Below are 13,623 nucleotides of genomic sequence, written 5' to 3' on the forward strand. Positions count from 1 at the left end.
AGTCATGGTTCAGCTACGAGCATTTCTCCTCGCTTCGGCGGTTCTGGCGGTCTTCACCGCGCCGGTCATGGCCTGCGATGGTCTTCGCCTGGCCTCCGAGGCGCTGAACCGCGCCGACGAGGCCGGCACTAAGGTGGCGGCCGACCCCGTAAACATGAAGGGTTGCTCGGCGACCGAGATCGCGCTCACCCGGCGCATCGCGGCGCTCGCAACCTTCAACCGGGTTGCAGCGGCAGTGGGGCAAGGCGCGAAGCTTGAAACCTTCGAAGCGGAACTGACGGCCGCAAGCCGCGACGCCGGCGGCCCCTGGCAGATCCTCGATGCGCTCGGCGACATCAAGCGCGAGCGCAAGGACTACGACGCCGCGGCGACCTCCTATCAGCAGGCGCTGGAAGATGCGGCAAACGAGGAACTGACGCCCGATTGGATGGCGCCGGACAAGGCCTATATCGAACGGCTGGACCGCCTGGCTTCGGAAATGCGGCTCGCTGCAACCAAGCCGGTCAAGCTCGCCGCGCGCGGCGCCTGCAAGTTCTCCTATCGTGGTGTCTCGATCCGGAAAAAGGCGACGCCGGTGCGCTACGTCTTCGGCACGGCCGAGTTTACGCCCGAAGGTCTCGAGTCGGCCAGGGACCTGTTCGAGTGCCTGAAGTCGGCAAAGCCGGCCGCGATCACCCTGATCGGTCACACCGATCCGGTAGGTACCCCCGAGGCGAACATGGCGCTCTCGCTCGCCCGTGCAAAAGCGTTGGCTCAATACCTCGTCGACGCCGGTTATCCCGGCACCTGGACAGTCGTCGGCAGGGGCGAGGACGAACCGTTCAAACCCGATGATCCGACCGCCTATAGCGAGGAGATGTTGCACCAGCTCGACCGGCGCGTGGATGTGGATGTGGGGAAATGACAGTGCCGTGCAGAACCCTGCTTGCGATGAGCTTGCTCGCATTGCCGGTGGCCCCGGCGATGGCCTCGACCTCGGCGCTGGTCGTCGGGGTGGACAAGTATCCGCACGAAGTAAGCCTCGATGGTGCCGTCCGCGATGCGCAAGACGTCACGCAGGCGCTGAAGGCGGCGGATGTCGCCCCAATCCGCCAATTCATCAACGAACAGGCGACCAAGGATGCAATCCGAGCGGCCTGGGTCGAGCTCGTGGCGGCCGCTGAGCGCGGCGATACGATCGTCTTCACCTATGCCGGGCACGGTGCGCAGATGCCGGAGCTGGTCGCCGGCAGTGAGGAGGACGGGCTCGACGAATTCCTGGAGTTGCCGGGCTTCGACCGGGCGCGTGCTGAGGAGACGGCGAGCGAAATCATCGTCGACAACGAGCTCAGCGCCTGGTTCGCGGAGGCGGAAGCCAAGGGCATTCATGTCCTGTTCGTCTCCGACAGCTGTTATTCAGGCGGCATGAACCGCTCGATCTCCGGCAAGACGCGGCTGGCGCCGATGGTGCGCGCCAAGCTGCCGCCGCCATCCAAGGAGGCGCTGTCCGGCGCCAAGGTGAGGGACGTGGAGCTGTCGCAGGTGACGATCCTCGCCGCATCGCTCGAAAGCCAGCCGACCCCGGAAGTGGTTATCGGCGGCGAGCCCCGCGGCGCCCTGAGCTGGAGTTTTGCCCGTGCGTTGGAAGGCGCCGCCGATCGCGATGGCGACGGGCGGATTTCGCGGGTCGAACTCGAAGACTACGTGTTTTCCAACGTCAAGCTGCAGTCGGAAGCCCTGCAGGTGCCGAACTTCACGCCGCAACTGGCGCGCTCCGACAAGGAAATCGTGCTGTCCCTGCCGCGTAGCGCCAAGGTCGGCGTGGCGCCAACAGTGAGCGGCACGAAGCATGCACTGAAGTCGCCGCGCGAAACCGGATGGACGGGCAATTTGCCATTGAGCGTCGTCGGTGACATGCCTGATCTTGCCAATATCGGTGGCGACGGCGTGCCCTACCGGTGGGAGGCGACATCCGGTGTCTTCTATACGCCGAACGGGGACGTCGCCGCGGAACATGTCGCGCCCAAAAGGCTCCAGGGCGTGGTCGACAAATTCATCCTGGTGGATTTTCTGAAAGCACTTGCGGCGCAGAGCCCGGGAGCCGTTTCGCTGAAGCCCGTCAAGGACATCTACTTTGCCGGCGACCGCCTGAACGTCGAGGCGCCGCAGGGCGGCTATGCCAATATGCTGGTCTTCAACCTCGCCAATACCGGCGAAGCACAACTGCTCGACGTGCAGATTGCCGGCAGCGAAAGCCATGCCTTCAAGCTGCGTGACCTGGAGGTGGTCAAGCCCTTCGGTGCGGACCATCTGGTCGTCATCGCGACCAATGCGCCTGTCGACGCGATCGCGGCCGCCTTTGCCAATTCGGACCTCGACGCAGCGGCCTTGCTGCGCTTGCTCGAAACGCGCCTGGAAGGGAGTGAGAGTACGATCGCGGTTCAACCGCTTTACACGAGAGGTCAGGGCCAATGAGCATGGGCGCCAGATCGCGAGTGCCGTTCCTTCACGCCCTTGCGTGTTTCATGCTGCTGGCTGCTCCTGTGGTCGCCGGAGATCGGGCTTTGCTGATCGGGGTCGGCAACTATCAGAATCTGCCGACCGAGTTTTCCCTGCCCGGACCGGCGAACGATCTGGTCGCGATGCAAAGGCTGCTCACGGAACGGCTCGGCTTCGACAGTGCCTCGATCCGCGTGCTGAAGGACGGGCAGGCGACCAGAGCTGAAATCCTGTCATCCATGAACGGCTGGCTTGTCGATGCGACGAAGCCCGGCGATCGCGTCTATCTCTATTTTTCAGGCCACGGCCTGCAGGTGAAGGATGCGGATGGCGACGAAGCGGATGGGCTGGATGAAGCGATTGCGCCTGCCGACATTGCCGCCGGTGAAACGGACTGGCAAGGCGCTGTCCTCGACGACGAGATCGATGCGGTGCTGGAGCGCCTGAAGGGGCGCGCTGTGACGGTCGTGATCGACGCCTGTCACTCCGGCACGATCTCCCGGTCGCTGTCCGAGGACATCAAAAAGCCTATCGACGGCGCCCGCTTTCTCCCGCGTCCCGATGCCAAGCCGGTCGAGCAAGCGCTGACCCGCGGCCTTAGGATTGATCTTGCCCTCGTCGACAAGCCGAAGCTCGTCGATGCCGGGGTGACCGCCTGGAGTGCGGCGGCGCCCTATCAGGTCGCCTGGGACGATGTCCGGCTACCGACAGCGGATCGGCACGGGGTTTTCACCGCAGCCTTCGTCGCCGGCCAGACCGGCGACGCTGCCGATGGCAATGGCAACGGATTGACGAGCAACGCCGAGCTTCTTGGATATGTAAAGGCGCAATCTGCCTCCTACTGCGCCTTGCAGGAGCAATGCGGCAATCTCGACCCGCAGTTGGAAGGCAGACCCGAGGCGCTCGGCGACAGCGCGATGGTGCCGGAAAAGCGCGATGCGGATGGCAGCGGGCAGGGTACGTATACCATTACTCCGAATGCAGCGGTGCCGAGCTATCAGGCGGCCAACCCCATCGATGCCGTCGGTGATATCATCGGCAAGAGCGAAGCCGGCGATGTCATGCTCTCTATCGACAAGCCGACCACCATGAAGGCCGGCGAAGTCTTCAAACTGACGGTCAACAGCCACACGGCCGGCAATCTCCTGATTTTCGACGTCAACAGCCAGGGCAATGCAACACAGATTTTCCCGAACGAGTTCGCGCAAAAGATCACGACGTTGGCGCCGGACGTGCCGCTGACCTTGCCGGATGAATATTACGGCTTCGATTTCGAGGCCTCGGGCGAGGGGGACGGCATTTTCGTGGCGCTTGTCGTCAGCGATGCTGTCGACTTGAGCGATCTTGCGCCGATATCGCGGGGCCTCAAGGTGGAGGTCGATGCGCGCGAGACCTTGAGCGAGATCATCGCGCGGCTGCAGAAGAACTGGACCGAAGATCTCGACACGCGCGGAATCCATTGGTCAGTCGGCACCCTGCGCTATCGCGTCGAGTAGGATCGATAACGGGCAGAACGAAAAAACCCGCCTCGATGAGGCGGGCTTCTTTTTGTGTCGTCTCGTCCGGTCCTAGTGCAGGATCTGGCTGAGGAACAGCTTGGTGCGCTCGTGCTGCGGATTGTCGAAGAACTCGGCCGGCGAGTTCTGCTCGACGATCTGGCCCTGGTCCATGAAGATCACGCGGTTGGCGACCTGGCGGGCGAAGCCCATTTCGTGGGTCACGCACAGCATGGTCATGCCTTCTTCGGCGAGCGACACCATGGTGTCGAGCACTTCCTTGACCATTTCCGGGTCGAGCGCCGAGGTCGGCTCATCGAACAGCAGGATCTTCGGCTTCATGCACAGCGAGCGGGCGATCGCCACGCGCTGCTGCTGACCACCGGAGAGCTGGCCGGGATACTTGTTCGCCTGCTCGGGGATCTTGACGCGCTTCAGGAAGTGCATCGCGATTTCTTCTGCCTGCTTCTTCGGCATCTTGCGCACCCAGATCGGTGCAAGCGTGCAGTTTTCGAGGATCGTCAGGTGCGGGAAGAGGTTGAAGTGCTGAAACACCATGCCGACTTCGCGGCGCACTTCGTCGATCTTCTTCAGATCGTTGGTGAGCTCGATGCCGTCGACGACGATCTTGCCCTTCTGGTGCTCTTCGAGCCGATTGATGCAGCGGATCATCGTCGACTTGCCGGAGCCCGACGGGCCGGCAATGACGATGCGCTCGCCCTTCATAACCTTCAGGTTGATGTCACGAAGGACGTGGAAGTCCCCGTACCACTTGTTCATTCCAGTGATTTCGACTGCGACATCCGTTGCGGATACGGTCATTTTGGAAGCAGTGGCTGCGTTTGCCATGCGATCCTCCCCTCATTTTATCGTTTATGGGCCGTGTCGAGCACGCGTTCCATGAAACCTGAATAGCGCGACATACCAAAGCAGAAAAGCCAGAATATGAAGCCAGCGAAAATTAGCCCTGAGATCGGCGTTACCGAAGAGGCCCAGTTGGCGTCGGTAAAGTTGAAGCGGACGATGCCGAGCAGATCGAACATGCCGATGATCGACACCAGTGACGTGTCCTTGAAGAGGCCGATGAAGGTGTTGACGATGCCCGGAATCACGAGCTTCAGCGCCTGTGGCAGCACGATGAGGTTCATCTTCTGCCAGAAGCTGAGGCCGAGGGAATCCGCGCCCTCATACTGCCCCTTCGGGATAGCCTGGAGGCCGCCGCGCACCACTTCGGCCATGTAGGCCGAGGCAAAGAACGACACGCCGATCAGTGCACGCAGGAACTTGTCGAAGGTGACGCCCTGCGGCAGGAACAGTGGCAGCATGACGCTCGCCATGAAGAGCACGGTAATCAGAGGGATGCCGCGCACCAGTTCGATGAAGGCGGTGCAGAGCATCTTGATCACAGGCATATGCGATCGCCGCCCCAGTGCCAGAAGAATGCCGAGTGGCAACGACACGGCAATGCCGACGAACGAAAGGATGAGCGTCACCATCAGACCGCCCCAGAGCGGCGTCTCGACGTAGGTCAGTCCGAACCAGCCGCCGGGAAGTAGGATCAAGGAAATGATCGGCAGCACGGCGAAGAGCAGGATGGCGTTGATGCCCTTGAAGGGAGCCTTCGGGATCAACATCGGAATGAGGAAAAGCACGAAGAGGATGCCGACCAGCGTCGGTCTCCAACGCTCATCGAGCGGGTAGCGGCCGTAGGCGAATTGGTCGAGTTTTGCGTTGACGAAGGCCCAGCACGCACCGCTCCAGCCATCCGGCTGCGAGCCTCCTTGAGCAACCGTGGCGCAAACGCCACGGCCGCCGCCGGTCCAGGCGGCGTCGATGAAGAGCCACTGGATGGCCGGAGGCACGAGCCACGCAAGCGCAAGCAGGCTGACGATGGTGAGCACCGCATCCTTTGGCGTCGCGAACAGGTTTTCGCGCAGCCAATGGACGATGCCACCTTCGGCGACCGGCGGGGCGGACCCTTCGATCATTGAGGTACGGACAAAAGTTGCCTGGTGTGTGTTCATGATCTTATCTCTCCACCAGGGCCATGCGGGCATTGAACCAGTTCATGAACAGCGACGTCGCAAGGCTCAGCGACAGGTAGACGACGATCCAGATCGTGACGATCTCGATCGATTGTCCTGTCTGGTTGAGGATGGTGCCACCCACTGCGACAAGATCCGCGTAACCGATCGCAACGGCGAGCGACGAGTTCTTGGTAAGGTTCAAATACTGGCTGGTGAGCGGCGGAATGATGATCCGGAGCGCTTGCGGAACCACCACCAGTCGTGTCGTCAGGCCGGGGCGTACGCCGAGCGCGTGCGCGGCTTCCGTCTGCCCCTTGGATACGCCGCGGATGCCGGCACGCACGATCTCGGCTATGAAGGCGGCCGTGTAGAACGAGAGCGCCAGGAACAGCGACAGGAATTCTGGTCCGATGACCGAGCCGCCGGTGAGGTTGAATTTGCCGGCGACGGGGACGTCGAAGGTGATCGGCGATCCCGTGGCAAGGAAGACCAACAACGGCAGACCGATGATCAGGCCGAGAGACGCCCAAAGAACCGGGAAACGCTGTCCGGTGGCCTCCTGCTTCTTGCGCGCATAGCGTGCCAGGAGGAAGCTGGCGACGATCGCGAGGACAAAGGCTAGAACCGTGTACAGCGAGCCGTCGCCAAAGATCGGCTTGGGAAAGGCAAGGCCGCGGTTGTTGAGGAACATGTTGAGCGGCAGTGCTGCCGATTCACGCGGCTGCGGCAGGATCGCCAGGACGCCGCTGTACCAGAAGAAGATGACCAGCAGCGGCGGGATGTTGCGGAAGATCTCGACATAGGCGAGCGACAGCTTGGCGATCAGCCAGTTGTGCGACAGGCGGCCGATCCCGACTGCAAAGCCGATGATGGTGGCGGTGAAAATACCGCAGACGGCGACCAGCAATGTGTTGAGCAGGCCGACGACAAGTGCGCGCTGATAGGTGGAATCGCTGGTATAGGCGATCAGCGACTGCCCGACGTCAAAACCGGCGCGTCCATTGAGGAAGCCGTAACCGGAAGCGATGTTCGCCCGTTTGAGATTCTCGATCGTGTTGTCGGCCACCCAATAGACGAAGGCCCCGAGTAGGACGACGGTAATAACCTGATAAAAGATGCCGCGGACCTGCGGGTCGTTGATGATCGACCCCGACGGTTTCGATTTCTCAGGCGTAGTTGTGACGCCAATCGCCATGCAATGCCTCTTTCCCCTTTTCACCCTTTTGGGTGTTTTTATCGTTGGGACGGGGAAGCGGTTGTCCGCTTCCCCGGTATTTTCGGTTCGCTTTAGCGGACCGGCGGAGCGTACTGGATGCCGCCCTTGTTCCACAGCGCGTTGAGGCCGCGCTCGATCTTGAGCGGGCTGCCGGCGCCGATGTTGCGGTCGAAGACTTCGCCGTAGTTTCCGACGGCCTTGATCACGTTCACGGCCCATTCGTTGGTGAGGCCGAGGTCGGTGCCGATCTTCGAGTCAGCTTCGACGCCGAGGAAGCGCTGAACGTCAGGGTTGGTGGACTTCTTCATTTCTTCGACGTTGGCCTGGGTGACGCCGAACTCTTCAGCCTGGATCAGCGCGTAGTGAACCCAGCTGACGATATCGAACCACTGGTCGTCACCCTGGCGCACGGCCGGGCCGAGCGGCTCCTTCGAGATGATTTCCGGCAGGATCATGTGATCGTCTGGCTTCGACAGCGTCAGACGCAGCGAATAAAGGCCGGACTGGTCGGTCGTGTAGACGTCGCAACGGCCGGCGTCATAGGCGGCGTTGACTTCTTCAAGCTTTTCGAAAACGACCGGATTGTACTGCAGGTTGTTCGACTTGAAGTAGTCGGCGAGGTTGAGCTCGGTGGTGGTGCCCGTCTGCACGCAGACAGCGGCGCCCGAAAGCTCCAACGCAGATTTGACGTTCAGGCCCTTGCGAACCATGAAGCCTTGGCCGTCATAGTAGTTGACCGGGCGGAAGTTGAAGCCGAGCGCGGTGTCGCGGTTGATCGTCCAGGTGGTGTTACGCGCAAGCACGTCGACTTCGCCCGACTGCAGCGCCGGGAAGCGTTCCTTGGCGGAAGTCGGGGTGTACTTCACCTTGCTGCCATCCGCGAAGATCGCGGCGGCGATTGCCTTGCAGTAGTCTACGTCGAATCCGCTCCAGTTGCCCGAAGCATCCGGCGCTGCGAAGCCGGCGAGACCGGTGTTCACGCCGCACTGGACAAAGCCCTTGGCTTTGACGTCATCAAGAGTAGCGCCCGAAGCCGCCTGTGTGCCAATCCCCATGACAGCAGCGCCAACGAGAGCTGTCAGAATTCTTTTTGCCATTTTTAGAACCTTTTTCTGTTGTCGTTAGTTCCAGTCTGCACCGTCGCGTCTCCTAGCGCGGTGAGCCTCCGCCACCCTCCTGGCGCGAGTGTCGGCTATCTCATGCTCAATTTCCATGAGGGTCAAGAGAGGCCGCCGATTTTCTGGTTTTGCATGTGAAAAACTCGAAACAAGCCAGAAAGTTAGGCAGATCTTGGGGGTGTGAAGCACGCTCTGGCGGAAAATTCGCCAGAAGTGGCCTCGCGACGGTCAAAACGACGCTTCATGATTTTTGCCACTTGACCGCGATTGTGGCTCGTTCGAAGAGTTTTGCATTCGAAATCTAGAAGCGGAATGAGCAATGGCAGACAGTGGCAATGTGAACGGCAAGGCAGGCATCAACACGCGTCTCGCCCATAGCGGCAACAACCCCTCCGATTACTTCGGCTTCGTCAATCCGCCGGTCGTGCACGCCTCCACGGTGCTGTTCCCGAACGCCAAGACCATGGAGACGCGGGCGCAGAAGTACACCTACGGCACGCGCGGAACGCCGACCACGGACGCGCTCTGCGACGCGATCAACGAACTCGAAGGGGCCGCCGGAACGATCCTCGTGCCGTCGGGGCTGGCGGCGGTCACGGTGCCGTTCCTCGCCTATCTCTCGGCCGGCGACCACGCCTTGATCGTCGATTCGGTCTACTTTCCGACGCGCCATTTCTGCGACACGATGCTGAAGCGACTTGGCGTCACGGTCGAATACTACGATCCGATGATCGGCGCTGCGATCGAGAGCCTGATCCGCCCGAACACGCGCCTGGTACACACCGAAGCACCGGGATCGAACACCTTCGAAATGCAGGACATCCGCGCGATTGCCGATGCCGCCCATCGCCATGGCTGCATCGTCACCATGGACAATACCTGGGCGACGCCCGTCTACTTCAAGCCGCTCGACCATGGCGTCGATGTGTCGATCCATGCGGCGACCAAGTATCCGTCCGGCCATTCGGACGTGCTCTTCGGCACCGTCTCGGCCAATGCCGAGCACTGGCCGGCCCTGACAGAGGCCATGGTGACGCTCGGTGTCTGCGTCTCGCCCGATGACAGCTACCAGATCCTGCGTGGCCTTCGCACCATGGGCATCCGTCTCGAGCGGCACCAGGAAAGCGCACTGACACTAGCGAAATGGCTGGAAACACGCGAGGAAGTGGCCCGCGTGCTGCATCCGGCGCTGCCGAGCTTCCCCGGCCACGAGCTCTGGAAGCGCGATTTCACCGGCGCGAGCGGCATCTTCTCCTTCGTGCTGAAGGCGGAGAGCCCTGACCGCTTCAAGGCCAAGGCGCACGCCTTCCTCGATGCGCTGAGATTGTTCGGGCTCGGCTATTCCTGGGGCGGTTTCGAAAGCCTCGCGCTCCATGTCGGTCTCGGAGATCGCAAGGTGGCGCTGGCGCCGACCGACGGTCCGGTTCTACGCCTGCAGATCGGCCTTGAGGACGTGCCGGATATCCGGCGCGACATCGAAGCGGGCCTGGCTGCGGCAAACGCCGTTTGACGAAGGCAATGACGGACGCCGCGGTCATCCGCGGCGTTCTGCTTTTCTGGACTAGATCTTGCGCGCGCCGGCAGTTTATCGAACGGATCGCGGTGAATGGCCGTCGCTTCTCAGTGCTCTGGCGCCCCGTAGCCGTAGAGCCAGTCGAGGTCGGCTGCGAGCGCGTCGGGCCCCTTGAGCTTCAACACCATGTCGCGGCCGATACGCACCGGCCCGCGGGCGTGATAGGCGAAATGGTTGAAGGCCGCACGGCGGCGGACGCGCGCGATGCGTGGCCTGCGAAGCGCCTCGAATTTCCGCAAGGAATCCGCGACGCTGAGGTTTTCAGACAGGCAAGCCGCAAGCGCGGATGCGTCCTCGATGGCCATGGCCGCACCTTGCGCCGCAAAGGGCGTCATCGCATGGGCCGCGTCGCCGATCAGCACTGTTTTTTGACCATCCTGCCAGGCGCCGTCGTCGACGGTGCAGAGCGGCCAGTAGGTGGGCGCCACGGCCTTATCGAGAAGCGAGCGGATGCCTGGGCTCCAATCGGAAAAGGCGCTGAGGCAATCCTGGCGCCGCGCGTCCGAATCCTTGCCGACCCAGATCGCGTCGGTCTCCTTGCCCTCGATGATGGCGACGAGATTGAAACCGCCGACTTCCCGCAGAGGATAGGCAACGAGGTGGGCGCGCGGGCCGAGGAAGGCGGTGACCTCACCGCGGTTGAGCACGCCCGCGGCAACGTCGCCTGCAAGCGTCATGCGCCAGGCGATATTGCCCGAGAACCGGACACGGCCGGCGGCGGGCACGGTCTCGCGCAGCCGCGACCAGATGCCGTCGGCGCCGATGACGACGTCCGGCATGCGCCCTGTCACTGCCGCGATCGCCTGGTCCCCGGGCTTGTCGATCTGGCATCCGAGGTGGAGACGGCAGCGCGGTTCGGATTGAACAGCCTGAAACAGGATTCTCTGAAGGCTGGCGCGGTGGAGAACGGCATAGGGCGCATGCCAGCGGCGGCGCGCGAAGGTCCCGGCCGGTACGCTGGCAAGCGCGCGCAGAGAGCGGCCGTCAACGAGCCCGATGCGCTCGGGCTCCGTCCATACGCTCTCAAGCTGCGTCAGCAGGCCGAGCTCGATGAGGATGCGGGAGGCGTTCGGTGAGAGCTGCAGGCCGGCTCCGACCTCGGTCAGTGCCGTCGCCCGCTCGATGATATCGACGTCGAAGCCGCGCCGGGCAAGGCACAGGGCAGCCGTGAGGCCGCCGATGCCGGCGCCGATGATCGCGACGGGGCGCGACATCGTCGCTTATCAGGCGGCTTTATGGGCGAAGAGGCAGCCGGGGGGATTGGTTTCGGTCGCCTTCAGCTTCGGATTGTAGCGATAGAGCGTAGAGCAGTAGGAGCAGACCTTCTCGTTGTCGTCACCCATGTCGATGAAGATGTGCGGGTGATCGTAGGGAATGGATGCGCCGGTGCACATGAATTCCTTGACGCCGATTTCGATTGCCTGATGTCCGCCGTCGTTCTGGAAATGCGGGATGCTGTGGCCGGCCATGTCATGCTCCGATGAATGCAAGTCTGAAGGTCAAATTTGGCGGCACCATAGTCAGCTTTGCCGGAAATGTGTAGCGGCAAAGCTGCCGCAGTTGTGGTTTTTGCCGGTGCGGGGTTTCGCCCGCCAAGGCGACGAACTAGGTTGCGCGGGATCGATATGCCCAAGGATGAATAGATGGATCTCACCCCGCCGCCGTTTTCCCGTTTCAATCATGACGGTCTGGAGATCGCCTTCTTCGACGAGGGCGACCCGTCCGGCGCGCCCGTTCTGCTCATTCACGGCTTTGCCTCCAGCGCCAACGTCAACTGGGTTTTCCCGGGCTGGCTGAAGACGCTGGGTGACGCCGGCTACCGCGTCATCGCGCTCGACAATCGCGGTCATGGCAAGAGCAGCAAGCCCTACGACCCGGAACTCTACCACCCTCAGCAGATGGCGGATGACGCCGCCGCATTGCTTGGGCATCTCGGGATCGCCGAGGCCCATGTCATGGGCTATTCGATGGGCGCTCGAATCTCGGCCTTCCTGGCGCTCGCGCATCCCGATCGCGTGCGCTCGCTGGTCTTCGGCGGCCTCGGCATTGGCATGGTGTCGGGGGTAGGGGATTGGGATCCGATTGCCGACGCTCTGGTGGCGCCGTCGCTTGACGACGTGACCCATGCGCGCGGGCGCATGTTCCGTGCCTTTGCCGACCAGACCAAGAGCGACCGGCAGGCGCTTGCGGCCTGTATCTCGACCTCGCGGGATCTGCTGACGGCACAGGATATGGCGCGCATCGAGCAGCCGACGCTGATCGGCGTCGGGACGACCGATGACATCGCCGGATCGGCGCAGGAACTGGCAGCGCTGATGCCGCGTGCGCGTGCGCTCGACATTCCGGGCCGCGACCATATGCTCGCCGTCGGCGACCGGGTTTTCAAGAAAGCGGTGCTCGAATTTCTGGCAGAGATCGATCGCATCTAGCGTATCGTCATTGCCGCCAGACGCCATTTAAGTCACGCCTGATTTCCCCTATAGTGGTGGCAGGCACGGACAAGGAAGGAGAGCGACGATGGTCGCCAAGACCGAACTTCGCCAGGCAGAAGCGCTGCAAGTGATGGACCCGATCTGGAATAGCCTGCGCGAAGAAGCCCGGATTGCCGCCGAGCAAGACCCAATGCTCGCGGCCTTCCTCTATTCCACCGTGGTCAATCAGCACTCTCTCGAAGAAAGCGTGATCTACCGCATCTGCGAAAGGCTGGATCACCCGGATCTGCAGGCAAACCTTTTGCGCCAGACCTTCTCGGAGATGCTGGAGGACTGGCCGGAATGGGGCACCATTCTGCGTGTCGACATCCAGGCCGTCTACGACCGTGACCCCGCCTGCACCCGCTTCATCGAGCCGGTGCTCTATTTCAAGGGCTTCCATGCGATCCAGACGCATCGCCTGGCGCATTGGCTATTGAAGCGCGGCCGCAAGGATTTCGCCTTCTACCTGCAGAGCCGGGCGTCGAGCGTCTTCCAGACGGACATCAACCCCGCCGCCCGCATCGGCCGCGGCATCTTCCTTGATCATGCCACCGGCCTTGTCGTCGGCGAGACCGCGGTCATTGGTGACAACGTCTCGATCCTGCACGGCGTGACGCTCGGCGGCACGGGCAAGGAAGGCAGCGATCGCCACCCGAAGATCGCCGATGGCGTGCTGATTGGCGCCGGCGCCAAGATCCTCGGCAATATCCATATCGGGCACTGCTCGCGCGTCGCTGCGGGTTCGGTCGTGCTGAAACCGGTGCCGCCGAAGTCGACGGTCGCCGGCGTGCCGGCAAAGGTCGTGGGCGAGGCCGGCTGTTCCGAGCCGTCGCGCCAGATGGACCAGATCCTTGCCAGCTTCGATATCTGACATGCGGGAACCGGTGTGTAGCCTCTTTCGAGGGGTTTACACCCGCCGATGCAGCGTGCGAGAAGCGCCGCACAGTTTAAACGGCTACGGAGACGTGTTTTGAAGCCCGAAGAAATCCGCAAGCTTGAAGCCTACTTCAAGCGCACCTTCAATCAACAGATGGTCGTCAAGGCTCGCCCGAAGAAGGACGAGTCCGCTGAAGTCTATCTCGGTGACGAGTTCCTCGGTGTGGTCTTCCGCGATGAGGAAGACGGCGAGCTTTCCTACAACTTCTCCATGGCGATCCTCGACATCGACCTCTAAGTCGCGACGCCGGACGCTTTCAGTATAAACCCCGAAAATCCATGGGATTTTCGGGGTTTATTGTTTT

The 13,623-nt window shown here is 62.2% G+C and carries 13 protein-coding genes; 7 read left to right on the top strand and 6 right to left on the bottom strand.

Annotation, left to right across the window (positions count from 1 at the left end; all coding sequences use genetic code 11):
• Positions 1–4 precede the first annotated feature (4 nt).
• The 3 genes from IB262_RS20290 (at position 5) to IB262_RS20300 (ending at position 3,974) form a co-directional block, all read left to right on the top strand.
• A complete protein-coding gene (locus IB262_RS20290; RefSeq protein WP_060516939.1) occupies positions 5–904 on the top strand; it encodes an OmpA family protein in 900 nt (299 codons plus the stop codon).
• Positions 905–906: 2 nt separating this feature from the next.
• Complete coding sequence (locus IB262_RS20295) at positions 907–2,454, top strand: caspase family protein (RefSeq protein WP_162728818.1); 1,548 nt, start codon at positions 907–909, stop codon at positions 2,452–2,454.
• A gap of 89 nt (positions 2,455–2,543) precedes the next feature.
• Positions 2,544–3,974, top strand: coding sequence for a caspase family protein (locus tag IB262_RS20300; RefSeq protein ID WP_162728819.1), 1,431 nt, complete (start codon positions 2,544–2,546; stop codon positions 3,972–3,974).
• 72 nt (positions 3,975–4,046) lie between these two features.
• Here IB262_RS20300 and IB262_RS20305 read toward each other — a convergent pair whose 3' ends face one another.
• From IB262_RS20305 to IB262_RS20320, 4 genes are all read right to left on the bottom strand, one after another.
• Complete coding sequence (locus IB262_RS20305) at positions 4,047–4,823, bottom strand: amino acid ABC transporter ATP-binding protein (protein ID WP_064816988.1); 777 nt, start codon at positions 4,821–4,823, stop codon at positions 4,047–4,049.
• A 17-nt stretch (positions 4,824–4,840) separates the two neighbouring features.
• Positions 4,841–5,998 (bottom strand): amino acid ABC transporter permease, encoded by a 1,158-nt coding sequence (locus IB262_RS20310; protein ID WP_034796753.1) that lies wholly within the window; start codon positions 5,996–5,998, stop codon positions 4,841–4,843.
• Between the two features lie 4 nt (positions 5,999–6,002).
• A complete protein-coding gene (locus tag IB262_RS20315; protein WP_060585310.1) occupies positions 6,003–7,196 on the bottom strand; it encodes an amino acid ABC transporter permease in 1,194 nt (397 codons plus the stop codon).
• Positions 7,197–7,288: 92 nt separating this feature from the next.
• Positions 7,289–8,314 carry an amino acid ABC transporter substrate-binding protein gene (locus tag IB262_RS20320; protein WP_034796750.1) on the bottom strand — a complete coding sequence of 342 codons (1,026 nt, stop codon included), beginning with the start codon at positions 8,312–8,314 and terminating at the stop codon, positions 7,289–7,291.
• 340 nt (positions 8,315–8,654) lie between these two features.
• Between IB262_RS20320 and IB262_RS20325 the strand changes: the two genes are divergently transcribed.
• Positions 8,655–9,845: a cystathionine beta-lyase gene (locus tag IB262_RS20325; protein ID WP_112976427.1), complete on the top strand. Its 1,191-nt coding sequence runs from the start codon at positions 8,655–8,657 to the stop codon at positions 9,843–9,845.
• A 110-nt stretch (positions 9,846–9,955) separates the two neighbouring features.
• Here the strand turns inward: IB262_RS20325 and IB262_RS20330 are convergent, their stop codons facing one another.
• Positions 9,956–11,122, bottom strand: coding sequence for an FAD-dependent monooxygenase (locus IB262_RS20330; RefSeq protein ID WP_112976428.1), 1,167 nt, complete (start codon positions 11,120–11,122; stop codon positions 9,956–9,958).
• A gap of 9 nt (positions 11,123–11,131) precedes the next feature.
• Positions 11,132–11,377: a zinc-finger domain-containing protein gene (locus IB262_RS20335; RefSeq protein ID WP_057255736.1), complete on the bottom strand. Its 246-nt coding sequence runs from the start codon at positions 11,375–11,377 to the stop codon at positions 11,132–11,134.
• Between the two features lie 174 nt (positions 11,378–11,551).
• Here IB262_RS20335 and IB262_RS20340 point away from each other — a divergent pair, with 174 nt between their 5' ends.
• From IB262_RS20340 to IB262_RS20350, 3 genes are all read left to right on the top strand, one after another.
• On the top strand, positions 11,552–12,337 hold the full coding sequence (locus IB262_RS20340; protein WP_112976429.1) for an alpha/beta hydrolase: 786 nt from the start codon (positions 11,552–11,554) through the stop codon (positions 12,335–12,337).
• 88 nt (positions 12,338–12,425) lie between these two features.
• Entirely contained in the window at positions 12,426–13,253 is an 828-nt protein-coding gene (gene cysE, locus IB262_RS20345; protein WP_034796741.1) for a serine O-acetyltransferase, read from the top strand.
• A gap of 99 nt (positions 13,254–13,352) precedes the next feature.
• On the top strand, positions 13,353–13,556 hold the full coding sequence (locus IB262_RS20350; protein WP_034796738.1) for a DUF3126 family protein: 204 nt from the start codon (positions 13,353–13,355) through the stop codon (positions 13,554–13,556).
• Positions 13,557–13,623 lie beyond the last annotated feature (67 nt).

It is taken from the genome of Ensifer sp. ENS02 (genome assembly GCF_014851885.1).
GTDB classification, from domain to species: Bacteria; Pseudomonadota; Alphaproteobacteria; order Rhizobiales; family Rhizobiaceae; genus Ensifer; species Ensifer adhaerens.